At 65.5% G+C, this 26,104-nt stretch carries 26 protein-coding genes and 2 pseudogenes; 13 read left to right on the top strand and 15 right to left on the bottom strand.

All coding sequences use genetic code 11. From position 1 onward, the window contains the following. Window positions 1–17: 17 nt before the first annotated feature. Both AC5Y46_RS13895 and AC5Y46_RS13890 read right to left on the bottom strand, forming a co-directional pair. On the bottom strand, window positions 18–1,124 hold the full coding sequence (locus AC5Y46_RS13895; protein WP_499991727.1) for a dihydrodipicolinate reductase: 1,107 nt from the start codon (window positions 1,122–1,124) through the stop codon (window positions 18–20). Window positions 1,125–1,315: 191 nt separating this feature from the next. Next, window positions 1,316–1,708, bottom strand: a complete 393-nt coding sequence (locus AC5Y46_RS13890; protein ID WP_499991725.1) for a DUF732 domain-containing protein — start codon at window positions 1,706–1,708, stop codon at window positions 1,316–1,318. Window positions 1,709–1,821: 113 nt separating this feature from the next. Here AC5Y46_RS13890 and AC5Y46_RS13885 point away from each other — a divergent pair, with 113 nt between their 5' ends. Further along, complete coding sequence (locus tag AC5Y46_RS13885; RefSeq protein ID WP_499991722.1) at window positions 1,822–2,169, top strand: Mtp family mycobacterial-type pilin; 348 nt, start codon at window positions 1,822–1,824, stop codon at window positions 2,167–2,169. A 10-nt stretch (window positions 2,170–2,179) separates the two neighbouring features. Here AC5Y46_RS13885 and AC5Y46_RS13880 read toward each other — a convergent pair whose 3' ends face one another. Further along, on the bottom strand, window positions 2,180–2,554 hold the full coding sequence (locus AC5Y46_RS13880; RefSeq protein WP_499991720.1) for an HNH endonuclease: 375 nt from the start codon (window positions 2,552–2,554) through the stop codon (window positions 2,180–2,182). Window positions 2,555–2,767: 213 nt separating this feature from the next. On the opposite strand from AC5Y46_RS13880, the gene AC5Y46_RS13875 reads away from it, so the two are divergent. The 6 genes and pseudogenes from AC5Y46_RS13875 (at window position 2,768) to AC5Y46_RS13850 (ending at window position 7,398) form a co-directional block, all read left to right on the top strand. Continuing rightward, complete coding sequence (locus tag AC5Y46_RS13875; protein WP_499991718.1) at window positions 2,768–3,058, top strand: hypothetical protein; 291 nt, start codon at window positions 2,768–2,770, stop codon at window positions 3,056–3,058. Window positions 3,059–3,383: 325 nt separating this feature from the next. Then, complete coding sequence (locus AC5Y46_RS13870) at window positions 3,384–3,866, top strand: SRPBCC family protein (RefSeq protein WP_499991717.1); 483 nt, start codon at window positions 3,384–3,386, stop codon at window positions 3,864–3,866. A 104-nt stretch (window positions 3,867–3,970) separates the two neighbouring features. Next, window positions 3,971–4,891, top strand: a pseudogene (locus tag AC5Y46_RS13865) (serine/threonine-protein kinase); the annotation flags it as partial. Between the two features lie 1,039 nt (window positions 4,892–5,930). Continuing rightward, window positions 5,931–6,263 carry a hypothetical protein gene (locus tag AC5Y46_RS13860; RefSeq protein ID WP_499946648.1) on the top strand — a complete coding sequence of 111 codons (333 nt, stop codon included), beginning with the start codon at window positions 5,931–5,933 and terminating at the stop codon, window positions 6,261–6,263. 280 nt (window positions 6,264–6,543) lie between these two features. Next, window positions 6,544–7,056: an OsmC family protein gene (locus tag AC5Y46_RS13855; RefSeq protein WP_499946650.1), complete on the top strand. Its 513-nt coding sequence runs from the start codon at window positions 6,544–6,546 to the stop codon at window positions 7,054–7,056. A gap of 18 nt (window positions 7,057–7,074) precedes the next feature. Continuing rightward, complete coding sequence (locus AC5Y46_RS13850; protein WP_499991711.1) at window positions 7,075–7,398, top strand: putative quinol monooxygenase; 324 nt, start codon at window positions 7,075–7,077, stop codon at window positions 7,396–7,398. On the opposite strand, the gene AC5Y46_RS13845 is transcribed toward AC5Y46_RS13850, so the two are convergent. After that, window positions 7,391–8,080, bottom strand: coding sequence for a guanylate cyclase (locus AC5Y46_RS13845; RefSeq protein ID WP_499991709.1), 690 nt, complete (start codon window positions 8,078–8,080; stop codon window positions 7,391–7,393). The two genes, AC5Y46_RS13850 and AC5Y46_RS13845, sit on opposite strands and share 8 nt — an antisense overlap. A gap of 42 nt (window positions 8,081–8,122) precedes the next feature. Here AC5Y46_RS13845 and AC5Y46_RS13840 point away from each other — a divergent pair, with 42 nt between their 5' ends. Continuing rightward, entirely contained in the window at window positions 8,123–8,299 is a 177-nt protein-coding gene (locus tag AC5Y46_RS13840) for a hypothetical protein (RefSeq protein WP_499944788.1), read from the top strand. Here the strand turns inward: AC5Y46_RS13840 and AC5Y46_RS13835 are convergent. Next, window positions 8,251–9,084, bottom strand: a complete 834-nt coding sequence (locus tag AC5Y46_RS13835; RefSeq protein WP_499991706.1) for an adenylate/guanylate cyclase domain-containing protein — start codon at window positions 9,082–9,084, stop codon at window positions 8,251–8,253. The genes AC5Y46_RS13840 and AC5Y46_RS13835 overlap by 49 nt on opposite strands. 122 nt (window positions 9,085–9,206) lie before the next feature. Between AC5Y46_RS13835 and gnd the strand changes: the two genes are divergently transcribed. Continuing rightward, the gene (gnd, locus tag AC5Y46_RS13830) at window positions 9,207–10,229 is read left to right on the top strand and encodes a phosphogluconate dehydrogenase (NAD(+)-dependent, decarboxylating) (RefSeq protein WP_499944790.1); all 1,023 of its coding nucleotides are present in this window, start codon (window positions 9,207–9,209) and stop codon (window positions 10,227–10,229) included. 75 nt (window positions 10,230–10,304) lie between these two features. On the opposite strand, the gene AC5Y46_RS13825 is transcribed toward gnd, so the two are convergent. From AC5Y46_RS13825 to AC5Y46_RS13805, 5 genes are read right to left on the bottom strand one after another with little or no spacing between them, the layout of a single operon-like run. After that, on the bottom strand, window positions 10,305–11,162 hold the full coding sequence (locus AC5Y46_RS13825) for an alpha/beta fold hydrolase (RefSeq protein ID WP_499991700.1): 858 nt from the start codon (window positions 11,160–11,162) through the stop codon (window positions 10,305–10,307). Window position 11,163: 1 nt separating this feature from the next. Continuing rightward, complete coding sequence (locus AC5Y46_RS13820) at window positions 11,164–11,787, bottom strand: TetR/AcrR family transcriptional regulator (RefSeq protein ID WP_499991696.1); 624 nt, start codon at window positions 11,785–11,787, stop codon at window positions 11,164–11,166. Then, window positions 11,784–12,851, bottom strand: a complete 1,068-nt coding sequence (locus AC5Y46_RS13815; protein WP_499991693.1) for an NAD(P)H-dependent amine dehydrogenase family protein — start codon at window positions 12,849–12,851, stop codon at window positions 11,784–11,786. The genes AC5Y46_RS13820 and AC5Y46_RS13815 overlap by 4 nt, the downstream gene beginning before the upstream one ends. Continuing rightward, window positions 12,848–13,417 (bottom strand): nuclear transport factor 2 family protein, encoded by a 570-nt coding sequence (locus AC5Y46_RS13810; RefSeq protein ID WP_499991690.1) that lies wholly within the window; start codon window positions 13,415–13,417, stop codon window positions 12,848–12,850. The genes AC5Y46_RS13815 and AC5Y46_RS13810 overlap by 4 nt, the downstream gene beginning before the upstream one ends. 9 nt (window positions 13,418–13,426) lie before the next feature. Further along, complete coding sequence (locus tag AC5Y46_RS13805) at window positions 13,427–14,290, bottom strand: SDR family NAD(P)-dependent oxidoreductase (protein ID WP_499991688.1); 864 nt, start codon at window positions 14,288–14,290, stop codon at window positions 13,427–13,429. 135 nt (window positions 14,291–14,425) lie between these two features. Between AC5Y46_RS13805 and AC5Y46_RS13800 the strand changes: the two genes are divergently transcribed. The 3 genes from AC5Y46_RS13800 (at window position 14,426) to AC5Y46_RS13790 (ending at window position 17,103) form a co-directional block, all read left to right on the top strand. Further along, entirely contained in the window at window positions 14,426–14,899 is a 474-nt protein-coding gene (locus AC5Y46_RS13800) for a VOC family protein (RefSeq protein ID WP_499991679.1), read from the top strand. A 66-nt stretch (window positions 14,900–14,965) separates the two neighbouring features. Then, on the top strand, window positions 14,966–15,868 hold the full coding sequence (locus tag AC5Y46_RS13795; RefSeq protein WP_499991677.1) for an alpha/beta fold hydrolase: 903 nt from the start codon (window positions 14,966–14,968) through the stop codon (window positions 15,866–15,868). Between the two features lie 8 nt (window positions 15,869–15,876). Further along, window positions 15,877–17,103 (top strand): WS/DGAT domain-containing protein, encoded by a 1,227-nt coding sequence (locus AC5Y46_RS13790; RefSeq protein ID WP_499991784.1) that lies wholly within the window; start codon window positions 15,877–15,879, stop codon window positions 17,101–17,103. Between the two features lie 3 nt (window positions 17,104–17,106). Here the strand turns inward: AC5Y46_RS13790 and AC5Y46_RS13785 are convergent, their stop codons facing one another. Both AC5Y46_RS13785 and AC5Y46_RS13780 read right to left on the bottom strand, forming a co-directional pair. Further along, window positions 17,107–17,712 carry a winged helix DNA-binding protein gene (locus AC5Y46_RS13785; RefSeq protein WP_499991676.1) on the bottom strand — a complete coding sequence of 202 codons (606 nt, stop codon included), beginning with the start codon at window positions 17,710–17,712 and terminating at the stop codon, window positions 17,107–17,109. Next, the gene (locus AC5Y46_RS13780) at window positions 17,709–19,187 is read right to left on the bottom strand and encodes a pyruvate, phosphate dikinase (protein ID WP_499991674.1); all 1,479 of its coding nucleotides are present in this window, start codon (window positions 19,185–19,187) and stop codon (window positions 17,709–17,711) included. The genes AC5Y46_RS13785 and AC5Y46_RS13780 overlap by 4 nt, the downstream gene beginning before the upstream one ends. Window positions 19,188–19,310: 123 nt before the next feature. Here AC5Y46_RS13780 and AC5Y46_RS13775 point away from each other — a divergent pair, with 123 nt between their 5' ends. Then, the gene (locus AC5Y46_RS13775; protein WP_499991670.1) at window positions 19,311–19,823 is read left to right on the top strand and encodes a DoxX family protein; all 513 of its coding nucleotides are present in this window, start codon (window positions 19,311–19,313) and stop codon (window positions 19,821–19,823) included. 13 nt (window positions 19,824–19,836) lie between these two features. Here AC5Y46_RS13775 and AC5Y46_RS13770 read toward each other — a convergent pair. From AC5Y46_RS13770 to AC5Y46_RS13760, 3 genes and pseudogenes are all read right to left on the bottom strand, one after another. Next, a pseudogene (locus tag AC5Y46_RS13770) lies at window positions 19,837–21,203 on the bottom strand (HNH endonuclease signature motif containing protein). A gap of 93 nt (window positions 21,204–21,296) precedes the next feature. Next, the gene (locus AC5Y46_RS13765) at window positions 21,297–22,523 is read right to left on the bottom strand and encodes a hypothetical protein (RefSeq protein WP_499991668.1); all 1,227 of its coding nucleotides are present in this window, start codon (window positions 22,521–22,523) and stop codon (window positions 21,297–21,299) included. Window positions 22,524–22,731: 208 nt separating this feature from the next. Then, window positions 22,732–26,040, bottom strand: coding sequence for a LuxR C-terminal-related transcriptional regulator (locus AC5Y46_RS13760; RefSeq protein ID WP_499991667.1), 3,309 nt, complete (start codon window positions 26,038–26,040; stop codon window positions 22,732–22,734). Window positions 26,041–26,104: the final 64 nt, after the last annotated feature.

Here is a 26,104-nt window from a genome sequence, read left to right as displayed (position 1 = left end):
GACTGTTGCGGTGACATTCAGCGCCGGATCTGACGGGTGACGACTGGGGGACCCGCCAGGGGCGCCTCAATCAGTCCAGGTGCAGCGTCGATGACAGCAGGTATGGCGTTGACGGCCGCCATTGCCGTTGCGGCGACGCCGGGATTGGTGGAGTCCCCGGGTGCGGGGTCCAAACGTAGCTCGAGAGTCATGTTGGGGGAGCCCGCGATGCGGAACACCATTCCACCCTGGCCGGGTTGCGCTGGGCGCGGCCAGCTGTCGGGCCAGGGAGTGGAGGTGACGGTGGCGAAGTACTGCACCGACACGACTGGGCGGTCATTGCTGATCGCGGCGAGTTGCCAGCGATGACCGCAAATGGTGTTCTTTGCGATCACGCCCAGCGCGGTGTCGAGATCGTCGGGCGCCAGGATGGTCTCCCAGTCCAACGCCACTGTCTCGACGTCAACCGACAACGTGTCGGCGATGTAGCGCACGACCGGTTCCCAGTCGTTGTTCACCTTGCCCACCGCGATGCGGATAGGCACGTGACCGTCGGGTTTTCCGAAGCCCATCGACTCGTGCAGGACCTCCCAGATCGGGTAGGCCAGGTCGAGGTCGAGCGCGTACTCGTCCATGCGGTAGGAGTCGACGAGACCGGCGCCGGTCAGCAACGCGGTCGGCAGGTTGAGGCTCACGAACCCGGGTTCGCAGCCGGTCGCGTAGAACGTGGCGTTACCTTGTCCTGCAGCGCATTCGATCGGTTCACGCCATCGCATTGGAGCTGCCTTCGGATACACCATCGGGATGGCCGAGATGGTCACGACGTTGATGCCGGCCTCGAGGTAATCGACGATGTCGGCGATGACCTCATCTTCGCGGCGGACGGCGGTCGCACAGTAGGCGACGCAGTCGGGTTTGGCGTCCACGACCGCGGTGAAGTTGTCAGTGGCGCGTATGCCGACCTCAGGACGTCCGCACAACCGGCCCGCATCTTGGCCGACCTTCGCCGGTGTCGAGACCTTGACTCCGACTAGATCCAGCGCGGGGTCATCGATGATCGCGCGGAGAGCCGCGCTTCCCGTCATGCCGGTACCGACGTGCACCACGCGGCGCTTGGCGGTCGCAGAATCGAGAGATGCGCTCATCGTCGTTGCCTCTCGAGTTTCGCGGGCGGCTTAACCCGGCGTCCCAAGGCAGTTGAAGCAACCTGCCGCGCGGCCTCCTTACTGTAGGCGATACTAGTAAGGATTACCAGTGGTTTGTTCGACAAGCCGACGGGGCGACAGCCGATGGCCGCTCTCTGCTCGTTGGTTTGTTCAGGCTCGGCCGCCTGCCGTCATGCCGATTGGACACTCGGCGTCGTCGGCCCGGACGGAGGCGTGCTGGGCGCGGTGGGGACTTTGGTGGGTACCGACGGTGCTGTGAGTTCGCCGGCGTACTGGGGGCAGTAGGCCTGGATGGCGGCGCCGGTGAAGTACGCGGCGTTGAGTGACGGCCAGTTGGTGGCGCTGACGACTTTGGCGGCCAGGTCCGCATTGCTGGTGCTGGGGTTCTCCCGCAGCGACCCGCAGACGACGGTCTTAGCGATGTCGATCGCCTTGTCGGGCGCGCCGAAGTTCATCCCGGAGGTGTTGAGGTTGGCCAGGAATGCGTCATCTTTGGTGTCGGCGAGTGCCGAGGGGGCCAACGCGACAGCAAGGACCAGCAACGCTATGGCTACCCGCACCATGACACGCCTCCCCGGGATTGATTCCACCGCAGTTTAGCGAGCGCCGACGATCAGCGCCCGCCGCGTGAAATCGACACTTGCCAGGAGTGTGAGTGGAGGGAAAGTCTTGACAGATGCGAACCGTAGGTCGGTTGACGACGGCACTGGTAGTTGTCGGGTTGGGGATGTCAGTGCTGGCGGGCGGCGTCGCCCGGGCGGCTCCAGCCCCGTTGCCCAGCAATCACTGGTGTCCAGGGGAGTACTGGGACCCTGCCTGGCAGGACATCTACAACTGGGACTGGCGCCAGTGCCACGACTGGCAGAACTCCGGTTTCGTCGGTTGGGGGCCGTGGGGTCCCCCGCCGGGGTGGGCCTCGCCGCGGCCGCCGCAACCGGACTGGGCGCCGGGCGCTCAGTTGTTGTGGAACCCCACTGTCGGCGCGTGGGGATTCTGGAATAACAGCATCTGGACTCCGGTCTAGGCCTGAAAGCTCAGTCGGACAACGTAATTCGCGGTGAGGGCGCGGTGATCAGCCCGACGATCTCGGCTTGCCGCAGCAGAAATCTACCCTCGTCGAGCTTCTTGCGTCGCATCCAGGTGGTGACTTCGGCATTGCACTTGCTCGCGTTGCAGGACGGGCAGCTGGGCACCACATTGGCCAGGGTGTACCGACCGCCGTTAGCGATGGGCAACATGCAGTCCTTCTGCAGGGCAGAGCCCGTCGCGCCGCAGTAGGCGCAGCCTCCCCATCCGGACTTGAGCGCGTCCCATTGCGCATCGGTCAGGTCATGGACGTGACCGGCCATCCGCCGTTTGCGGCGGCGTGCGTACCGCTGTGCGCGGGTGGGGCGCCGGGCTGACACCATCGGACAACGCTAACGGCACCGGAGTGCGGTGCGGCGCAGCGAAATGCGTCCAACCGTGTTCAATTTCGCACCTCTGCGGGTGGCGAGCCGTGACCGCGCCCGGTGAGTTCAGGCGCGGCGCACACTGCCACACAGCGTCAGACGCTCGTAGATTCGGTGGAGAACCACTCGTCGACTTGGCGAGCGCGTCCTGCCGCGACGGGAGAGAACTCGATGCTCAAATTTCTTGCAGCGGTCACGCTGGTGGCGGTGCCCATGATCCTGGCGCCCAGCGCTCATGCCGACAGAACGGTCACGGCCGGTCAGGCATGTGCGGAGGCCATACCCGGATCGATACCGGTGCAACTCACGTTCGAGTTGTCGTGCCAGGACCCCGAGGTGTGGAAGAGGCAGGGAACGCCCTGGGGGACCGAAGCGATGCCCGTCGTCATGGCGCGCACGTTCCCCGGCTCCTACCGGGTCAACCCCGCCAACCGGTGGTCGGACTGGGTGATCCCGGACTGAACCACGCCGAGCCTCGGAGCCGCCGTTAGCAGGGCTTACCCTCGTTGAGCTGGAACGTCGGTCCCCACACCACCACTGTCGAGGAGCAGGGTGTGCACAGCGTGTCACATCGCGGACCACGCGCGCGTCCCATTGTCAGCTGACCAGCCAAGCCGGTGCGTATTCGCCGATCGGAGGACCGCGTTGGCTAGGTCACACAGATAAGGATTGTCGTTTTGCGCCCCCGGTGCCGGGTAGCCATGGCTGGTAGCAGTCGCACTGGGCAACCGGCATCTTGAGGCGGCAGCAAAGATCCTGTTGGACGGATTGAAGGAGTGATCTATCGATGAAAGAACCCCCCGAGGTCGACAGCGCGCTTGCCGTGCGGCGTGAGACCACCGCTTCGCGCCGTCAAGTCTGGGACGTGATGGCCAACGGATGGACGTATTCGCAGTGGGTCGTGGGCAACAGCCGAATGCGTGCCGTGGATCCGAACTGGCCGGCGCCCGGCAGCCTGATCCACCACACCATCGGGGTGTGGCCCGTCGCATTGAACGACGAGACCGAAGTCGAAGTGTGCGTACCGGTCACCGAACTCGTGCTCCGGGCGAAGGGGCGACCGCTTGGCGGCGCGCGAATCACGGTGCGCCTGAGCGACACTGACGCGGGAGGCTGTCTGATCGAGATGGCCGAGGTGCCGGTGGGCGGGCCGCTGAGCTTGATTCCGCGGCGGCTGGCTCTCATGGCCGCGTACCCCCGCAATCGGGAGTGCCTTGCTCGATTATCCGCGCTCGCGGAACGCCGTTCAGAACCTGAGCAAGGTCACTGACGCTGCCGTAGCTGGTTCGGCAACGTCAACAATGCTCTCTCTATCGCTTTTCGGCCTTCTCGCGGCTTATCGTGTCGAGGTTCGCCGAACTGGGGAGGGCGTAGATGGACGGGACGCCGTTCGGACGCTACTTGCTGTTGGAACCGCTGGGCCGGGGCGGCATGGGGGAAGTCTGGCGAGCGCATGACACCGAAACCGACAGAATTGTCGCTCTGAAGGTGCTGCCCGAACATCTGTCTGGCGACGACGAGTTCCAGCGACGATTTCGCCGCGAGGCGCATGCCGTCGCTCGACTGAACAGTCCCCATGTCATCCCAATCCACCACTACGGCGAGATCGGAGGCCGTCTTTACGTCGACATGCGCCTGATCGAAGGATGTGACCTCGCTGCTGCATTGGCCGACGGGCCCCTGAGACCGGCCCGTGCGGTGCGCATTGTCGAGCAAGTCGCTAAAGCCTTGAACGCGGCGCACCGAGTGGGTCTGCTACACCGCGACATAAAGCCGTCAAACATCCTGCTCGACCACGACGATTTTGCCTACTTGATCGACTTCGGGATCGCTCGCGCCGCTGACGAAACTCGAATGACCAAGACCGGCAACACAATCGGCACGTTCGCCTATATCGCACCCGAGCGTCTAGATCCCCAAGCCGACGAGGACGCCCGTGCCGACGTCTACTCGCTGGCTTGCGTGCTGTATGAAGCTTTGACCGGACTCCCACCGTTTGTCGGCGCCACGATGGCGCACCTGGTTGCCGCGCATCTGAACACGCCGCCGCCGCGACCGTCGACCTCCCAACCTGATGTGCCCACCCAGATCGACCAGGTAATCGCTACAGGGATGGCGAAAGATCCCGACATCCGCTATGCGACAACCATCGAGTTGGCCAATGCTGCCCGCGAGGCCATCAGCACGCCGTTGCAACTGATCGGCCCAACTAATGCACCTACTGATCGTGTAGATCGCGTAGGAACCCAACCTTTGTTCAAGAAGCCAAATGGCGCCGGCACCGGAACCCCGAACCACCATCGGGTGCAATTGAATTCGGGTCCCGCGGGACTCAGGGTCTCGCATGAACGCGGCCAATCGGTCGGCGCCAGTAACCGGCTTCTTGTTCCAGAAGCTGCAGTAGCCGACGCCGGTGCTGGATCAGGTGCGACGAAAGGGATGGATTTCTCTGGCCTCGACGACCCGTACAAGCCAAGTAGCGGACTATGGGTGGGCATCGCGATTGGGCTGGCTCTACTCGCCGCCGTGGCCATCTTGCTGCTGGTGTCCGTCAAAGGGCAGATGAGGCAGAGCTGGTATGGCGGAGCAGCAATGGGTTCTGCTCAAGTCGCAGAACGCGCCAGCTCAAGCGCCCCAGTCTGGTCGTGACGCGAGCGATATGAGCGCCCCGGCGGAGCCACCCCGATACACCCTCGCTCGTCGTCTTCGATCACGTGCAACGCCCCCCATCCGGCCGGTCGGATCGTGCGCTCAGCGGCGGTCCAGACCAGGAGATCAGCGGCCACGTCGCCGAATGTGCGCCAATCGGCACCGGCGACTACATGTGACCCATCCCACGCCCGCAATACGAAGTGATGAGCCGCCTGCCGTACCCGCGACCATTGATTATGGTCGGTCATGCCTCCGCCATACGTCATGGCGCGAGTTGCTCGTGTTGAATACAACTAGACAATAGACCTGCTCAGCGGGCTCACCGAAGCAGTAGCGTAATTTGCTGACTATTGTCATTTGTCACACTAACCACATCTGTTTCAGTTTATTGATTTATGCGTGACCTCACTGCGGTATGTGCAGGTCAATGGCGTATTCGGAATGGCGTGACCGGCACCACAAATTTTGTTTCGCTATACATTCTCTGGGTAGCGTGCCGAGCATGATTGCACTTGCAACGCTTTTAGCACTCGTTAATCAGGTGTCCGGGACGCCCTACGTTCCGGGTGGGGATTCTCCGGCGGGCACCGACTGTTCAGGGCTTGCTTCGTGGGTCGCAAATGCGGCAAGCGATAGGCCGATTTTCGGAAATAGGTTCAATACCGGAAACGAAGAAGCCGCATTGGCGGCACGCGGCTTCCAGCACGGCACCGCTCCCAACGCCCTGGTGATCGGGTGGAACGGCGGGCACACCGCGGTGACGCTCCCCGACGGCACCCCGGTTTCCAGTGGCGAAGGCGGCGGAGTGCGCATCGGCGGTGCCGGGGCCTACCAGGCCGGCTTCACCCACCATATGTTTCTTCCCGCCGATGAGCTGCCCGAAGGTGAATTGCCCGCGCCAGACGCACCGCCTGTGCTGGTCGACGCTGTCGCACCCGACTTCGCCCCGCCAGCTCCCGACGTCATGGAACCGGCTCCCGATCCCGTCGGCGAACCGGAAGCACCGGTCGAGTAGTTCACTTCCCGAAGTGATTTGAGCAACAAACGGTCGTTGCGACGTGGCTCACAAACTGGATCGATAACCGCAGCTACGCCCGCCGGCGCATTTGTGGGTTGTGTCACAATGCGCCGCGGGTGTGGTTCGGATACCAAAATCACATTTCACATCAAAGACAATAGTAATTTGTAACAATTCTATTGATGTGATAACCCGATCGGCCACGAATTCGGATTTCATTCGATTCACGCCGAGCGGGAAGCTCGATTCTCGCTATGCGCTTTCGTAAGATTGCGCGATGACATCCTCGACCAGTCAACTTGGTGGCGTCATCAGCGCCACGGCGGACGCCGTCGCCAACGACCCGGCCAACGCCCAGGTGGTCTTTCAGGCCACCGCCGCCGCGCACGACGCAGTGGCCAGCACCATCACCCTCGGCCAGTACCAGGTCGAGGTCGACGAGCCACCCGCTCTCGGCGGGGAAGCCAAGGCGCCGAACCCCGTCGAGTACTACCTGGCCTCACTGCTGTCCTGCCAGATCGTGACCTGGCGCTTCTGGGCCGAAAAGCTGGGCATCACGGTCGACGAGATCACCGCCCGCGCCGAAGGCGACCTCGACGTTCGGGGCTTTTTCGGTTTGGACGCCGGCGTCCGCTCCGGTTTCCAGGAAGTCCGCGTGGTCGTCAAGGTGACCGGACCGGAGACCGCCGAGCGCTACCGTGAACTTCAGCAGGCGGTCGACGCGCACTGTCCGGTGCTCGACCTGACCCGGAACGCGACCCCGGTGACCACCCGGATAGAGCTCAGCTGACGCCGTTATCCTGCGGGAATGATCTTCATCGTCGTCAAGTTCGAATCCAAACCCGACTGGACGGACCGTTGGCCGGAACTCGTCGCGTCCTTCACCGAGGCCACCCGCGCCGAAGAGGGCAACCTGTGGTTCGAATGGTCGCGCAGCCTGGAGAACCCGGCGGAGTACGTGTTGGTCGAGGCATTTCGAGACGGTGACGCGGGCGGAGTCCACGTCAACAGCGATCACTTCAAGAAGGCAATGCAAGAACTGCCCCAGGCGCTGGCGACCACGCCCAAGATCATCAGCCAGACCTTGGACGCGACGGGCTGGTCGGAGATGGGGGAGATGAAGGTCAGCTGACCGCGATCTCCTTGCCGAGCTCGTAGCCCGGAGCCAGCGGCAACGAGTCACCGCTCCAGAACTTGCCCGGGTCGAACCAGTTGGTGTCCTTGTCGGTGACGAGCAGACCCATCTCCTCGTAGGTCACCGCGACCGTCTCCGCGCAGTACGCCGTGGCCATCCCCATCTTGCGCTCTTCTGATTTGCGGCGCTCGGTGTGCTCGCGAACCTTCCTGTCCAGCAACGGGATTCCACGGAACCAGTCGTTGACGGTGGGCAGCCGGCCGCGCAGCCAACGGCCCGTCAGCCGCGCACTGGTGGGAAACGCCGTGCCGTTCATCCGGGCGATCACCCGCAGCAGGGCATCCTCCTGCTCGCGGTTGGCGTACGGCGTGAGCTGGCGCAGCCAGCAACGCTGGTGATAGTTCTGGGTCCACCGCTCGAAGACCTGCCGAGCGTCGTTGAGCTGCACGCCGCGCTGATTGGTGCCGGTCCACACGTCGAGGAGCTTGTCGCCCAATTCGGCATGCCAGATCAGCGGCGGCAGGTCGTCGATGGCCACCGTCATGCCGACGTGGTTCACCGGAGCGTTGGTCAGCGTCTGAATCGCACGGTCGGGTCGCGAGACGCCGCGAAACAGCCACAGGTCGCCGGTTCGGGTTTCGGCCAGCGCTTGATCCAGGGTGAGCGTGCTCGAGTCCACCAGAGCACTCTAGGCAGAGACAGGCAGCGATAGCCTGTCCGGATGCGCAACATCTGGAAGTGGATCGGGCTGGCCGGCGCCGCGGGCGTCGTCGCCGGCGGTGCGCTGGTGGTGCGTGATCAACGCAAACGCCGCGCGTACACGCCGGACGAAATCCGGGCCCGGCTGCATCAGCGATTGGCCGAATCGGGTTCGGACTCCACCGCGAACAACCGGTAACTGCCGGAGAAACCTTTGAGCTCGACCTCGCGGCCGTCGTCGAAACCGATGTCGTCGCAGTCCACCACGGCATCCCGCACCGGTTCGCTGACCAGGATCTCGCCGCCTTCGGCCTGCGCGGCGACCCGGGCCGCCATCGCGACGTTGCGGCCGAACAGGTCGTCACCGCGGCGCACCGAGCGCCCCATGTGGATGCCGATGCGCACCCGAATCTCCTGGTGGCGCTTGCGTTTTCCGTCTCGCAGGATGGCGTTCTGCACGTCGCGACCACACCGCACCGCCTGGTCGGCGCGGGCGAAGGCGACCATGTAGCCGTCGCCCTGGCTCTTGACCACGTGACCTTCGCGCTTTCGCACCCGCTCCTGAACCAGCTTGTCGTGCGCGCCGATCAGCTTGACCCAGGCCCGGTCGCCGATCCGTTCATTCAGCGCGGTGGACTCCTCGATGTCGGAGAACAAGATCACCACGCGGCCATCCTTGGTGACTTTCGCCAGATCCGGCCGCTCCACCTCGGCCCAGTCCGCCAGGTCCTCGATCGAGCTGCGCACCGCCGCCCCGAAACCCTCTTTGCGTACCAGGTTGGCGGTATTCCATACCTGTTTGACGGCCTCGCGGCCACCTGACCAGAGCCGGGTGCGGACGTCGGCCCGATGCTGAAGTTCGGCCAGTTCTTTCCGGCTGCGGTCCAGCAGACGCCACAGCACCACCAGTCCGACGGCCTCGCCGACCGCGATTCCACCCAGGATGTAGACCACGATCTGCAGCGCATCACCCATGCCGAACATCCTGACAGCCTGTCGCAGCGCTATCTCGGCGGCCCGATCATGTCTAGGGTTTGTCTACGACGGGAACCCGCAGATGTGTTGGTGATTCTTGGAACTGCCGGTGACGGCAGGAAGGAGACAAGATGCAGCTGGGCATGATCGGTCTGGGCAGGATGGGTGCCAACATCGTGCGCCGCGTGGTCAAAGCCGGCCACGAGTGTGTGGTGTACGACAACAGTCCTGACGCCGTCAAGGCGATGGCCAAGGATCAAAACACCACCGGGGTCGCCTCTTTGGAGGAGTTACGCGACAAGCTCGCCACTCCACGCCTGGTCTGGGTCATGGTCCCCGCGGGCACCATCACCACCGGGGTCATCGACGAACTGGCCGGCATCCTGGAACCCGGCGACATCGTCATCGACGGCGGCAACTCCTACTACCGTGACGACATGCGACACGCTAAGACGTTGTCCGAGAACGGGATCCGGTTGCTGGACTGCGGCACCAGCGGCGGTGTGTGGGGGCGGGAACGGGGTTACTGTCTGATGATCGGGGGTGACACCGACGCCTTCGAGCACGCCGAACCGATCTTCGCCAGCATCGCACCAGGAGTGAACGCCGCCGAGCGGACCCCGGGGCGCGAGGGCAAGGTCGCGCAGGCCGAGCAGGGTTATCTGCATTGCGGTCCGGCCGGCGCCGGGCACTTCGTGAAGATGGTGCATAACGGCATCGAGTACGGGATGATGGCCTCGCTCGCCGAGGGCCTGAACATTCTGCGCAACGCCGACATCGGCACCCGAATCCAGGAAAGCGACGCCGAGACCGCGCCGCTGTCGAATCCGGAGTTCTACCAATACGACTTCGACATCCCGGACGTGGCTGAGGTGTGGCGACGCGGCAGCGTCATCGGCTCCTGGCTGCTTGATCTCACCGCGATCGCGCTGCACGAATCGCCGGACCTGAAGGAGTTCTCCGGGCGGGTCTCGGATTCGGGGGAGGGGCGCTGGACTTCTATCGCGGCGATCGACGAAGGCGTTCCCGCCCCGGTGCTGACGACGGCGCTGCAGTCGCGGTTCGCTTCGCGCGACCTCGACGACTTCGCCAACAAAGCGCTGTCGGCGATGCGCAAGCAGTTCGGCGGGCACGCGGAGAAGCCGGCCAACTGACTACTCACCCGCCGCCGAGTGTGAATTCTGCGACGCATCTAGCGCGTGTCGCGTCGTGCAATTCCCACTCGCGCGTCAGGACGCTCGTTCGACGAATGCCACCACGACTTCGCTGAACGCATCGTTGTCGTCGCCGGCCGCGGTGTGCCCCGCGTTGGACAGTTCGGCGAACTCCGCGCCGGGCACTTGGCTCAGAAAGTGTTCGACGCCTTCGGGACTCACCACGTCGGACAACTTGCCCCGGATCAGCAACACCGGGATCGTCAGGTTCGCGGCCGCCCGCTCGAAGCCCTCGGTGCGCAGTTCCGGGTCATCGCCTGGCTTGGTCATGAACGCCGGATCCCAATGCCAGTACCAGCGGCCGTCGCGCAGGCGCAGGTTCTTCTTCAGACCTTCGGGGCTGCGCGGTTTGGTCCGGTGCGGCAGGTACGCCGCGACGGCGTCGGCGGCCTGCTCGAGCGTCTCGAATCCGTCGATGTTGGTCATCATGAAATCCCGGATCCGGGCGCTGCCGTTCTTTTCGAATCGCGGCACCACGTCGACGAGCACCAGCTTCGTCACCTTTTCCCGTCCGGCGCGGTCGGCGACCAGGATGCCGGTCAGCCCGCCCATGCTGGCCCCGATGATCACGACCGGGCGCCCGATCGCGTCGAGAACGTGCAAGACGTCGGCGGTCAGCGTCTCCACGTCGTAGTCGGCGTCGGGTGCGCGGTCACTGTCGCCGTGCCCGCGGGTGTCGATCGCGATCACGTGGTAGCCGTCGTCGCCCAGGATCTGCCCGGTGTTCTTCCAGGAGAACCGATTCTGGCCGCCGCCGTGCAGCATCAGGATCGTGGGCCGGTCGGAATCGGTTGTGCCGCCGTTCCATTCGTCGGCGATCAGGGTGATCCCGTCGACCCCGGAGAACTCGACGGTCTGGGGGGTGCTGGTCATCTCAGGAGTCTCCTTTGATTCGGTGGACGGTCAGGTATGCGCTGATGACTTCGACGAGCATCTGTCGGTCTCGGGTGCTGTCCAGCGGCTTTGGCCACGTCAATTGCAGGGCAACCAGACCACGGATGGTGCTCCAGATGAGGTTGCCCAGCCGGCTCGCCTGCGCGGGAGCGATGCCGGTGCCGAGGTGCTCGCCGATCTCGGTCATGCGGGCGGTCATCGCGGTCAAGTGGGCGTTGGCGGTGGCGGTGCGGGCGCCGCGGGTGGCGATCAGGATCTCCAGGGCCGCCATCGACGTCGGGCTGGAAAATGCGCGCCATACCGCTTCGACGACGAACGACGGGCGCTGTTCGGGCCGAATCCGCTCCACTTGGGCGGGTAACTCGTCCAAGGTGCGCAACAGATCCTCAAACCCGTTGTCCACCACGGACATCAAGATCCCGTCCAGGTCGCCGAAGTGGTATTGCACTGCACCCCAGGTCAATCCGGCGCGCTCGGTGATCTGCCGGATGCTCGGCGGGGCGAACCCCTCCTGCAGGATGTAGCGAACGGTTTCATCGATCACGGCCTGACGGCTGCGCTCGGCGCGGGCCTGCGCGCCGGACGTCGGTCTACGCGCTGTCACCACATCACGTCGCGCAGGTGATCGAGCGGCCTGAGGTGGTGGGCGGCCAGGATGCCGCTCGGCGCGCGGCACACCGCGTCGATCGAGTTGACCACCCGCGCCGCCGTGGCGATCACACCACCTTCGTTGTGGTCGATCGCCCCGCCCAGGTGGGTGTTGATCTCCACACCGGGGCTGCCCTCGACAACCACGCGGTGCACGCCGAGCCGGCCGTCCGGAGGATAGGGCCAGTCAGGGGCGGTGGCCGCGCCGAGTCGGTTGACGTGTTCCATGGTGATCATGGTGCGGCCGTTGTGCACGCCTTCGACCCCGAACCGCACGGCGGCCACCTGTCCCGGGTCGACGTGCATCATCACGCAGTCGATGGGCTCCGGTGTCACCCACTTCTCGCAGCGCTCCCGTATCTCGTCAAGTTCGACGCCCAGGTCCTGAGCGAGGCTGCGCACCTGCACGCCCCACATCGACGTCAGCACGCCGGGCGCGAACATGATCGGGGTGTGATCCGGCGAAGTGCCGAAACCGAAACTCACACCGGTGAATTCGGCGTCGTCATAGCTGGCGTAGTCGCAGATCTCCTGCACGGTGATGCCGGTGGCGCGCTCGGTCAGGCTCAGCGCGGTGTAGGCAAGGGTGTCGCCGGAGAAGCCGGGGTCGACGCCGTTGACGTACAGCGTGGTGTCGCCCTCGGCGCAGGCCTGTTGCAGCGGTTCGCGGAGCCACCGTCCGGCCTGTTCCGGCGCGACCAGCCACACGAACGACGAGCCGACCACGTTGGTGCCGGACCGCAGGAAGCGGGTGATCTCCGCGAGAGCCTCTTGCGGCCGGGTCTCGGCCTGCGAGGTGTAGACGACGCAGTCGGCGCGCAGGGCAACCAGAGCGTCGACGTCGTCAGTGGCCGTGATGCCCGTCGGCGTCGGCAATCCGCACAGTTCGGCGGCGTCGCGCCCCACCTTGTCGGGACTGCGCGCGTGCACACCGACCAGTTCGAGTCCGGGCCGCTCGATCAGCATGCGCAGGGCATGCCGGCCGACATTGCCCGTCGAATATTGGATGACTCGCCTCATGTCAAGGTCGTCGGGATCGGCCATAGCGGCGCCGGCATTTCGGCCCACGACCCGTAGTGTCCGGGTTGTTTGCCGCCGCGGATGGCGACCATGCGCGCGTCGAGTTCCGGGGAGTTCCTGCCGTCGCGCAGGATGTCCAGCATTGCCGCCGTCGCCATTCCGACGTCGAAGATGTCGCGCTGCCAGGACCAGCTGCGGTGTCCGCTGTACTGAAACCAGCTGCCGCCCAGTCCCCGGATCTCGTACGGCTCGCCATCAGGTGAGGCGAAGGTGGACAGCTGGCGCCACAGACCGAACGCCTGTCCGGATCGGTCGTCGAAAAGCACTGTCTGGTATGGATATATCCAGCCCTGGAAGCCCAGCATCTCGGTGCCCAAGGCGAGGTCGCGAATCTCGTCGCGCCCGTTGGCCATGAACTGGTCGGTCGGCGAATAGGACCAGCCATAGGTGGCGTCGGGCTCGTAGAAATCGGCCATCACACCCCAGTCGCCGGAGTCCTGCGCCTGACGGTTGACATCCAGCCAGGCCGTCCAGAAATCGTCGAAGTCGTCTCTGTCGTACGACATTTCAGCTCCTCACAGCAGATCGGTGATGGTCTTCAGGCCCGCCTCGTACAGCACGCCCGGCAACATACCGCCGTCGATCTCGATGGTGGTGCCGTTGATGAAATCGGCTGCGCCCGAGGCCAAAAAGACCACCGTGCGACCCACCTCGGCGGGTTCGCCGCCCCGCTTCATCGGGACCTTGGCGAAGTATTCGGTGCCGGTCGGGTCGTCTTTGTCCAGCACCAGCGCGCGGAAGTTCTCGGTGGTCGTCGGACCCAGCGCCACACAGTTGACCCGCACCTTGGGTCCCCACTCCTGGGCCAGCGACCGCGTCATGTGGTTCAGGCCCGACTTGGCCGCGCCGTAGGACACCAGCGTGGGTGAGCCCGCCGGATGACTGGCGCCGCTGGAGACGTTGACGATGCACCCGGTGCCGTCCTGGGTCTTCATCTGCCGGTAGGCGCGGATGGCGAACCACATCGGGCTGATCAAATTCATCTGCACTGCGAACGCGTGGAACAGCGCGGTGCGTTCGAAGTCGTCGTCGCTGCGTGGTGCGCCCTGCAGGCGCTGCACCAGCTTCGGAACGTCGTCGACGTGCGGCGTCGGCACGGTGCCGCCGGCGTTGTTGACCAGGATGTCGATGCGGCCGTAGTCGTCGGCCACCTGCTGCACGAACGCGTCGATGGCGTGGTAATCGCCTTGGTCGCAGACCATTTGGGCGCTGCGTCGAGCCCACTCGGGTTCGGCCTCGACACCGGGCAGGGCCGGTAGCGCGCTTCGCGAGCACCCGACGACGGTGGCTCCGGCGCGCAGCAACTCGTGCGCGATGCCCACGCCGACGCCGCGGCTGGTGCCGGTGACGACGGCGACTTTGCCGTCCAGTGAGCCCACCCGTCAGATGATTACAGCTGTAATCTTTTTCGGCAAGTGTCGGGCTGTCGAGATTGCAATCTGGGCGTGCGCGATGAGTTTCCGTCCTCCTCCGGGTCTATCCCGGTAGCAGAAGCCAAACGACAAGGAGGCGACATGCCGGCTATCACGCCCGCATTGTGGTTCGACGACAACCTCGAGGAAGCGGCCGAGTTCTACACCTCGGTGTTCCCGAACTCGCACGTCGAGGGGTACACCAAGTACACCGAGGTGGGGCCCGGCGAGCCCGGCTCGACGGCCTACGGGACGTTCGTGCTCGACGGCACCCGGTTCATGGGCATCAACGGCGGACCGCACTTCACGTTCGACGAGGCGGTGTCGTTCACGGTGCATTGCAAAGACCAGGACGAAGTCGACTACTACTGGGAGAAGCTGACCGACGGCGGCGAGGAGTCCGAGTGCGGCTGGCTCAAGGACCGCTTCGGGCTGAGTTGGCAGATCGTCCCGGACCGGCTCCTGGAACTGGTCAACGATCCCGACCCGGCGCGCGCAGCCGCGGCCACCAAAGCCATGCACGGGATGAGCAAGGTCATCGTGGCCGATCTCGAAAAAGCCGTCGCGCAAATATAAGCGGGACTTCTGCTCTCCTCGGCTGCCCATTACGTTGGACTGAGCGGTCGATGAACAGGAGTCGTGTTGTCCGAACCACGCTGGGTCGACGTCAAAGGCCCCAACGGTGACCTCAAGGCCCTGACCTGGGGTCCCACCGATGCACCGATTGCGTTGTGTCTGCACGGCTTTCCCGACACCGCCTACGGTTGGCGCAAGATCGCGCCGCGGCTGGCCGAGGCGGGTTGGCGGGTGGTGGCGCCGTTCATGCGCGGGTACGCGCCGTCGTCGATTCCTGCCGACGGCAGCTATCACATCGGGGCCCTGATGGATGATGCGCTGCGGGTGCGAGCGGCCGCGGGCGGCTCCGAGCGTGACGTGATCATCGGCCACGACTGGGGTGCGATGGCTGCCGGCGGCCTGGCGGCGCTACCCGACAGTCCGTTCGCCAAGGCGGTGATCATGTCGGTGCCACCGGCCGGTGCCTTCCGGCCGTTGAGTCAGGTGCCCGACCGTGGCCGATTGTTCCGCGAGATACCCCCTCAGCTGGTGCGCAGTTGGTACATCAGCTACTTTCAGCTGCCGTTCCTGCCGGAACGGTCGGCGTCGTGGGTGCTGCCGCTGCTGTGGCGACGGTGGTCGCCGGGCTACCGCGCCGACGAGGACCTGCGCCACGTCGACGCCGCGATCGGTACGCCGGAGAGTTGGCGCGCGGCGCTGGGACCGTACCGCGCCACGATTCGCAACACCCGCCCGCCGGCGCAGTATGCCGAACTGCACCGGCACTGGACCGAACCACCGAAGTTGCCGAGCCTGTACCTACATGGTCACGACGACGGTTGCATGACACCGGCTTTCGCGCGCTGGGTGGAACCGGTACTGCCCTCCGGCAGCGAACTGGAAATCGTCGGGCACGCCGGTCATTTCCTACAGCTCGAACAGCCGGAAAAGGTTGCCGAGTTGGTGCTGGGATTCATCGGTTCCCCTTGACGACGCGGATGGCGGCCGTCGACGCCCAGTTCTACTGGATGTCGTCGAAGGTCCCCAACGACGAGTTCTTGCTCTACGCGTTCGACGGCGTACCTGTCGATCCGGAGGGCGCCATCGAGGACGTCCACCGGCGGGCCCGTGCGTGTCCGGACTTGGCGGTGCGCGCCGAGGACGACTGTGCCGTCCGGTATCCGCGCTGGGTCCCATCCGGCGTCGGACCCGAGCGCACGGTCCGCCACAGCGTGCCGGACGGCTCCTGGGAAGGCTGCCTGGCTGCGGTGGCCGGCTTGGGCGACAGTCAGCTCAGCCGCAATGGGATGCCTTGGCGGCTACATGTTTTCGCCCCGGTACGCGACATTCCCGGTGTGCCGGGACCCGGCACCGTCGTCGTCGTGCAGGCTACGCACGCGTTCGGTGACGGCCGGCGGGTCGCGGCGCTGGCGGCTCGACTGTTTGGGCGGCCCGGTCCGGTGCCTGCAGTGCCGAGGCATCGGCCGGGTCTGGTGCCGTGGCGCGCGGTCGACGCCGTTCGCACCCATCGGCAACTCGTCGCCGACACCGCGGCTGGGCTGTTGTCGCCGGGGTTGGGGACCCGCCCGCCACAGGCTACGAATGCGCGGCCCCAGGGTGTGCGGACAATCCGCACGTTGGTGCGCCGTCGTTCCCAATTGGCCGGTGCCACCGTGACCGTCGTGGTGCTGGCCGCGGTGGCCAGTGCGATGTCGGAGTTGCTCGGCGATCCCGTCGACTCGCTGGCCGCGGAGGTGCCGATGGCCAAACCCGGCACCCGCCTCGGCAATAACCACTTCGCCAATGTGGTGGTGGGGCTCTACCCGCGACTCGGCCACGCCGACCGACTGCGGCGCATCACCGCAGACCTGGCTAATGCGCGTCGCCGCCTCGAGCACCCCGCGGTTCGGGCCGGCGACCGAGCGTTCGCCACCGTGCCGGCGGCGTTGTTGCGTTGGGGCGTATCCCAATTCGATCCCGATGCGCGACCGGCGCAGGTGGCCGGCAACACGGTGGTGTCCAGTGTCGATCGCGGAGCCGCGGACCTGCGCTTCGGGGACGCTCCGGTGGTGCTCACCGCGGGCTACCCTTCGCTGTCGCCGGTGATGGGTCTGACGCACGGCGTGCACGGCATCGGCGACATCGTCGCGGTCAGCGTCAACGCGGCCGAGTCGGCGGTGCCGGACGTGGACGCCTATGTGCGCCTGCTGGACGCGGCGCTGTAGCTACTAGCCCGCGTCGCCGGATCTGGCGGCTTGTTCGCGGGTCAGCCCGGCAGCCAGGATCAGTTCCTCGTGCAATTCGAACCACACGGTGTGGTAGGAGTCGATGAGAGGCCTTGTCAGCCATAGGGTTTCGCCGGCCTTGACCTTCGCCAGCGCAGCGTCCAACTTCGTCGGGTACGCCGACAGGCGCGGCAGTTGCGCGGTGAGGGTCGTCATGATCGGCGCCAGTCTTTGGTGCACGTCGTCGAGACGCGCCAGCACCGCGGCGTCGTAGGCGGCGTCCTCATGGTTGTTGGGCTGTCCGTCCTTGAGCTGCCAGTCGGTGATCAGCGCCTTGAAATCGCTGTTCACCGCATGGAATTCGTGATAGGTCCGGATCAGGACGGCTGTGTCGGCGCTGCTGCGCTCTGCGGCGACCAGGTCGGCGAGGTGTGTGCGGCCCGTCGGCGTGATCCGCACCGTGGGCCCGTCTGTGAGCAGGCCGTCGGCTGTCAACCGGCGGATCGTCTCCGCGACATCGGCCTCGTCGGCGCGCAGGGTCGCGGCCAGGTCAGTGGCGGTTACCCGGCCCTTGAGCCGAACAGCTTGCAGCACAGCCAGATCGGTCATCGGTCGGCCTGGGCTCGTCGGGCGATCTCGGCCAGCTCGCGCAGCTCGGGTGAATCATGCTCGGACCACGCGGTCAGCGGCAGAATGCCTTGCCGCACTTCACCTTCGTAGCCGTCGACGGTGATCTGTCGGCCGGCCAGTGCAGAGGCGACGCCGTGGCCGCAGCCCACCACGGCGACCCGGCCGAGTTCGCGGCTGACCACGGCCGCATGACTTGCGGCTCCGCCGACCTCGGTGACGATGCCTTGGGCGGCCAGCATGCCCAGGACGTCCTCGGGGCGGGTGTGATCGCGCACCAGGATGACCTGTTCGCCGCGGCCTGCGGCATCGAGTGCCTCGTCGACGTCGGTGTATGCAACGCCCGTCGCCACACCCGGACAGGCCGGTAGTCCTTTGGCCAAAAGCGGTGCGGCCAAGCGTGTTTCGGGCTGCAGCGACGGTCGAAGCACGGCTTCGACGTGGGCGGGCGTCACGCGGCGCAAGGTTTCGGCGTCGTCGATGAGATGTTCGCGCCGCAGCTGCAGCGCCAGTCGCACCGCGGCCTGCGCCGACCGCTCGGCGGCCCGGGTCTGCAGCAGCCATAGTTTGCCGTCTTCGACGGTGAACTCGATCTCCTGGACGTCGCCATGGAGGCGTTCCAGGCTGCGGGCGGCGGCTATCAGTTCGTCGAAGACGCCCGGTTGCTCGACCCGCAGGGCTGTGATCGGCTCGACGTCGACCAGTCCGGACACCACGTCGTCACCCTGGCCGCCGGGCAGCCATTCACCGAACGGTTCGTCGGCCCCGGTGATCGGATTGCGCGACGACAGCACTCCGGCGCCGGAATTGGGCGGGCGGTTGCCGAACACCATCGCCTGCACCACCACCGCGGTGCCCCCGCCGTCGCCGCGGCCGTAGTGCTCGCGGTAGGCGACGGCGCGCGGGGAGTTCCACGACTCGAACACGGCCTCGATGCCGGCGCGCAGCTGTGCATACGGGTCGGCCGGGGGACCGGACTGGTCACCCACCACCCGCTGGTACATGGTGACGAACCGTCGGCGGGTGTCGCGGGCAAACGACTCGGCGCCGGGCGTGGTCAAGGCTTGCTCGACGGCGTCGTTCATACCCAGGTCGAGGATCGTGTCCATCATGCCGGGCATCGACTGGGTGGCCCCCGAGCGGACGCTGACCAGTAGCGGCCGCGGTCCTCGACCGAAGGTGCGCGAGGTCTGCTCTTCCAGCCAGCTCATCCGGTCGAGGACGTCGTCCCAGATCGCGTCCATCGTCGGCTGGGGGTCGGCCAGATAGCGGACGCCGACCTCGGTGCTGATGCAGAAGGCCGGTGGTACCGGCAAATTGTGCCGCCGCATGGTGTCAATGCCGTGGCCCTTGTTACCGAGGATCTCCCGGGGTTGGTTCGCATGGCCGTCCAGCAGGACAACGGTGTCGGGCAGGGTGTCGAGGCGTGAACCACGGCCCCGCGTGGCACGAGGCATGATGCACCCCCTTGTTGGTTGACCTGCCCGATTGGTTGCGCGGGCAAACACCGGAACGTCCGCAATGGTCCCACACCGGCGGGTCCGCGCTACCGTCACGAGCGATGATCTAGTTTGAACGGTATGAACGCCATCGATGTCGGGTTACTGATTCTGCGGCTGGTACTGGGTCTGACATTGGCCGCGCACGGCCTGAACAAATTCTTCGGCGGCGGGCGAATTCCAGGCACCGCGCGGTGGTTCGAGAGCATCGGCATGAAGCCCGGGAGGTTCCACGCCACCGTGGCCGCTTCCACCGAGACGGCCGCCGGTCTGGGCTTGGCGGCCGGGCTGTTCACGCCGATCCCCGCCGCGGGCTTCGTCTCGCTGATGATCGTCGCGGCCTGGACGGTGCACCGCGCCAACGGATTCTTCATCGTCAAGGAGGGTTGGGAATACAACCTGGTGTTGGCGCTCAGCGCCGTCGCGGTCGCCACCGTCGGTGCGGGCAAGCTCAGTCTCGATTACGTGATCTTCGGTGACAAGCTGTGGTTCCCCGGCTGGCCCGGGCTGGTGATCTCGCTGGGTCTCGGGTTGGCCGGCGCCATCGGACAGCTGCTGATCTTCTACCGTCCGCCGGCGGCGCAGACGGGGTAGCACGACGGCTCCGCTACGGCCCGTCGTCGTCGTCCTCGGGGATCAGGAGTTTTTCGGGGTGGTGGAATGTGTTGATTCTGGGTTGGCCGTGGTCGAGGTGTGCTGGTGGGATCCATTCGGTGTGGCCTTGGGCGTTGGTGCGGGTGGTCCAGCCTTTTTCGGCTAGCCGGTTATCGGGGCCACAGGCCAGGGTGAGGTCGTTGATGTCGGTGCGGCCGGTTTTGCGCCAGGCGGTGACGTGGTGGACTTCGGAGTGGTAGGCCGGGGCGTCGCAGCCGGGTCTGGTGCAGCCGAGATCTTTGGCGCACAGCATGATCCGCTGGGCCGGGGAGGCCAACCGTTTGGCGTGATAGAGGGCTTGGGGTTTGGCGCCGTCGAAGATCGCCAAATAGTGGTTGGCGCCGCCGCCGGCCATGCGGATCAGATCACTCATGGGTAGGCGGGAGCCGCCGCCGGTGCGCGCCCACCCGCTAGCGGCTTCCAGTTCTGCCACGGTGGTGGTGGCGATGATGGTGACCGGCAGGCCGCGATGGCGGCCCAGTTCGCCGGAGGCCAGCAGTGCGCGTAGCCCGGCCAGCAGCGCGTCGTGCTGGCGTTGGGGTCCCGAGCGGGTATCGCGCTGCGCCTCCTCGGCGTCGGGTTCGCCGTCCACCCGTGGTGCCTCGTGTTCCGGGTTGGACATCCCCGGTGCGGCCAACTTCGTCCACGCCGCTTCGATCGCGGCCCGCAGCTCGGGGGTGACCAGCCCGCTTAGGCGCGACATGCCGTCGAACTCCTGCTTGCCCAGCATCAGGGCGCGTCGGCGGGCGCGTTCCTCCTCGGAGTAGTTGCCGTCGGGGTGCAGATAGGCCATCACTTCCTGGGCATAGGTCTGCACTTGTTCGGGGCGAAAGTGGGTGGCCTTGTCGACCAGGTCGGCTTCGGCGTCCTGCCGGGTGCCCGCATCGACCGTGTCGGGCAGATGCGCCAGGAATTTGCGGATCAACCTGATGTGTTCATCACCGATGAGTCCGGCGCCTTGGGCGGTCGCGGTCGCGGTCAGCAGCGGCCCTAGCGCCTCCCCGGACAGCGCCCGGCGCGCCCCGAGATCCTTGGCTTCGGCGATACGCCGGCCGGCTTCGGCTTAGAGATCCGCAACCGATCAGCCACCGCACTGCGCAGCTTGCCACCCAACTCCTCCTCGCCGGCGTGGGCGGCGAGTTGGTTGATCACCGCGTGCTGGGGTGTGCGCAGTTGGCGCGCTGCCCGTTCCAGGCGCTCGAGAGCCCGCATCCGCTCCGGGGTGGTGAACACCTCAAAGGACAACGCGCACAATCGATCCACGTCGGCATCGAGTGCGTCGAAGACCTCCACGATCTCTTCCCGCGTGCTCGCTGCCATACCTCAAATTTTAGGAAATGGCACCGACAACTCCCCGGCCCCGAGGGCGCACCTGTGCATAAACCTGCAAGTGTGAATAAGTCGCGGCAGTGATCACACGGGCGTGAGCGGCAACGACTTTCGTGGCTGGAAGACGAACGTCGACCCGCCGCTGAACTTGGCCACCGCGACTTCGGAGAATTCCTCTGCAGCAGTGTCGGTTTCGTGCACGATCGCAGTCCAGTCATCGGACGTGCCGCTGACTTCGACGGTCAGATGCGGATCGACCGCGGCGACGATCGCCTGCAACGGGCCGACCGACTCGGGCGAGACCAGCGCCGGCCACGCAGCGTCGTCGTGTGCCGGGGACCGATGCAGGTGCACGCGGTCGCCTTCGAACGAAGCCGATACGTACAGCGCGGGATTGAACAATGGATGCAACTCCAACACGCGCACCGCACCTTCGACGCCACCCGGCAGACCCAATGCCCGATGAATTCGCTCGGCGGCCAGACCCGCAAGGCCGATGAGCTGCTTGGTGCAGATCATGCGGGTCTTGTCCGCGTCGCCCTGCGCGTGCTTCTCCACCGCCAGGACGAACGACAGGTAGAGCAAATGCATCTGCAGGCACACTTCGTCGGCGATCCGCACCAACGCGGAGTGCGAGAACGCAGCAAAGTCGAAGTCGGACACCAGCGGACCGGAGTAGTCCGATTCACCTGGCTCGCTCTCGTCGATCGGGTCGAGTTCGGCTGTCGCTGCGCGGGTTCGGCCGATGATCTCGAGGGCTGGTATGAAACCGACCTCCGGGTACGACTCGTCGATGATCACCGTCCAGGCGCAGTGCGGGTGCCGATCCGCCGGCGTCCTGGGCGGCCGGTGGATCGGACGAACCTGAGCCCTGCGGTTGGTGGCCAGCGCGGTGGCGTCGAACGTCGGGTCCTCGATGTCATGGCACATGCCGCGCACGTACTCCTCGCCCATCGGTTCGACATCCAGCAGCGCACCGCAGTGATCGAGCTGGAACTCGCCGTGCCAGCGATCGTGCACCGTGTAGCGGAAGTCCATGAACTGCGGCGGGGCGCCGATGTCGAGTTGCAGGCCCTTGAAGATGGTGATGACGTCGACACCTTCGTACTTCAGCGCTCGCTGCATGCGCTTGGTGTAGATCGGGCTCGCGCCGGCCCATTCGTCAATAGCGATCTGCACCATGGCTTCGCGGCCGAATTGCTGTATGCACCAAGCCATTCCGGATCGGTCGATCATCTGGCCGATCAGCAGCAACTCCGGCACCAGGATGGTGAGTTGCTCACGGGTGAGGGCGGCGTACCTGCTGGTCATACGCGATCCTTCGGTCTGCGTCGTGTGGCGGTCCGGCGGAGACCGCGGGTTCGCGCCTAGTTGCCCAGTTCGACGGCTCGAGCGGGCTGCACTCGGCCCCAATTATGGACAGGTGTCTGATTATCCTTCGAACTCTAGCCGACCGCTTTCCCAACGGCAAGGACGATCGATCCGTCGAAAGCCCCATCCGAACCACCATATGGACTGCTCATTCTGGACAGGTGTCCATCAGCCCCTGGCGGGACGCTTCCTGCGCCAGCTGAATGCGGGAGGCGATACCGAGCTTGGTGTAGATATGCGAGAGATGGGCCTGCACCGTCCGCGGAGATACGAACAACCTGGTTGCGATTTCCTTGTTGGCCAATCCTTCGCAGACCAGGCGCGCCACGTCGCGCTCGGCTGGTGTCAGCGACGCCCAACCGGACGTCGGCCGTCTGCGTTGGCCGCGGCCGCGCAGCGCGTAGGCGATCGCTTCGTCGATGGACAACGCGGCGCCCTGCGCCCATGCCCCGTCAAAATCGTTTGCACCCATCGCATTTCGGAGATCGGCAACCACCGACTGGTAACCGGACTCGTGAATCTTGAAACGGACCAGGCCCATGCCATCGCGGATGTGGTCTGCCGCACCGAACAGGCGGGCCGCTCCGGCCGGATTGCCATTGATGGTGGCTATGGCGGCCAGACATTCCAAAATGTCGGGTATGTGCAGGCGCAGATCTTTGTCGGCCGCCCCGGCCAACGCCAGTTGGGCATCCTGTTCGGCGGCTTCGAGTAGCCCTTCCGCCGTCGCGATGCGAGCGCGGACCGATAGCAACGCCACCCGGTGCCAGCCCACTGCAACCGCGAGTCCCTCGTCGGCCCATTCTCGGGCGCGCGCAACCTCGCCACGCGCCAATGCTGCCTCAATGGAATTGAAAGCACGCTGCGCGATCGCCACCTGGGGTTGGCCGGTGTGCAGGCCCTCGTAGGCGGCCTCGCCGTTGACCTGTGCGGCATCCAGTTCGCCGGCGGCAACATTGGCTTGAGCCAACTGGGCATAGGCCATACCGCGGAAGTATTCGCTCAAATCGGCTGCACCTGCCACTGCGGTATCGGCTACCCCGTGGGCGGCATCCAATTCTCCGTGGTACGTCAGCGTCAATCCCAGGCCCATCCGGGCACTTGCCCTATAGACCTCGTCATGAGTCGCCTCACACTCATTTACTACATCCCGAAATTCACAGATCGCCGCGGCTAGTTCGCCTCGCAACAGATGGGCGTAGCCGATCATGATCCGGCTCTGTCGTGAGCATGGGCGATTACCGATCGCGTCGGCGATGTCGCGCCCCTGCGTCCCCGCCTCGCCCGCAGCAACCGGATCGCCCGTGGTCAATGCGCTATTAGCCTGCCACGCAAGGATCTGGCTCATGGTCCACTGGTCATCCACCGCCCGGGCCAACTCCATTGCCTCGGCGTGGCAGGACTGAGCTGTTTCCGCGTCGTAGTGCTGCGCTCCGGCGATCAATCCGCACGCGGATAGTGTGCGGGCAAGCAATGCCGGATCATCGACTTCGCGGGCAATCTCCACTGCACGCTGTGCTCGGTCCATGGGCTGGCCGATGTGCATGTTCAGGACGGCCTCGTCGGCAAGAGCCCGTGCCCGCACTGCGGGCGCAACGTCGACGTATTGGTCGAAGTCAGCCAGGATGGTGTGGAACCACGCCAAACCTTCCACAATGCGTCCGCGCGACATCCACACCGGTTGTAGGGAGGATGCCAACGCCAAAGCCCGCTCGGTCTCACCGTTTTCCAGATCCCAGCCCAAAGCATTGCGCAGATTGTCCATCTCGAGTTCAACCTGCTCGAGCCGCTGCTCGTAATCGGTGCGCGCCGGGGCGTCGAGCAGGGCGGCGATGGACGTGTAGTGGTCGCGGTGACGCGACCGCACGGCGTCGGCTTCGCCGGACTCCCCCAGCTTCTCCAGCGCATATTGACGCACCGTTTCCAGTAGCCGATACCGGGTGCGACCGCTACTTCCGTCCGCGACCACCAGCGACTTGTCGACCAGCAGACTCAACTGGTCCAGTACCTGATACCGCTCGATCTCACCGTCACCGCACACGAATTGTGCTGCCGCCAGATCAAATCCCCCGAAGAACACCGCGAGCCGACGGAACAGGATGCGCTCGGTCTCGGTGAGCAGGGCGTGTGACCAGTCCACTGATGCGCGCAGTGTCTGCTGGCGGCGGACCGCGGTGCGGGACCCGCCGGTCAATAACCGGAACCGGTCGTGCAGGCTGTCGACGATCTCGGCCAACGACAACGCCCGCACCCGTGCCGCCGCGAGTTCGATCGCCAAGGGCATACCGTCGAGCCGACGGCAGATCTCGGTTACCGCAGCACCATTGGCGTCGGTGACCGCGAAATCCGGTCGGGCCAGCCGGGCACGCTGAGCGAACAGTTCGACCGCTTCGTCGGATAACGATAATGACGGCACCTGCCACGTCGCTTCGCCGGTCACGCTGATGGGTTCGCGGCTGGTGGCCAGGACAATGACTCGCGGTGCAGCGCCTAAGATTTCGGATACCAGTGTCGCGCACGCATCGAGTAGGTGCTCACAATTGTCCAGCACGATCAGCAGGTGGCGGTCGCGGACAAACCGCACCAGCGTCTCCATGGTGGAACGCCCCGGATGGTCGGGCAGACCGAACGCGCGCGCGACCGTCACCGGGACAACCTCGGCGGCGGTGATGGGCGCCAGGTCGACGTACCACACCCCGTCGTCGAACTTACCGGCTACCGCGGCGGCCACTTGGACCGCCAGGCGGGTCTTACCCACGCCGCCGGTCCCGGTCAGGGTGACCAGCCGGTTGACCGTCAAAGCCGTTCGTATGTCGGCGATTTCGGACTGGCGGCCGACAAAAGCCGTCAACTGAGTTGGAAGATGTTGTATGGCAACGTTACTGGAAGTGCGCAACGGCGGAAAGTCGTTGCGCAGATCCGGGTGGCATAGCTGCACCACCCGTTGCGGACGGGCCAGATCCCGCAGCGTGTGAGCGCCGAGATCGGTCAGCCACGCATCGTCCGGGAGTGTCTCGGCGACAAGGTCTTCGGTGGTACCGGACAGCACGGTCTGACCGCCGTGGGCCAGGTCCCGCAACCGCCCCGTGCGGTTGATGGTCGGTCCGACGTAGTTGCCCTCGTCACGAAGACGTACCTCGCCGGTATGCAATCCGATGCGTAACCGGATGGGAGTCAGCGGCGCCCGTTGCAAGTCCAGCGCGCAGGCAACCGCGTCGGACGCGCGGGAGAACGCGATCACGAAGCTGTCACCCTCGCCCTGCTCGACGGGACGAACCCCGTCGTGCGCTGCTACCGCAACCGTCAGCGTCTGATCCAAACGCGCGATGGCGGCCGCCATTTCGACGGGCTGTGTCTCCCACAGCCGCGTCGATCCCTCGACATCAGCCAGCAGCAGGGTCACTGTGCCGGTCGGAAGCCCATTCACCCCAACGTCGCTCCACTCGGTCGTGCTCATGCTAACCAGGATGCGATGACCGAGATCGCAGAACATCAGCGAAATGGCCTACCTACGCAGTTAC

It is taken from the genome of Mycobacterium sp. NGS59 (genome assembly GCF_059812345.1).
The sequence above is the reverse complement of the archived record's forward strand: the minus strand, read 5'-3'. Positions and strand labels throughout refer to the sequence as shown.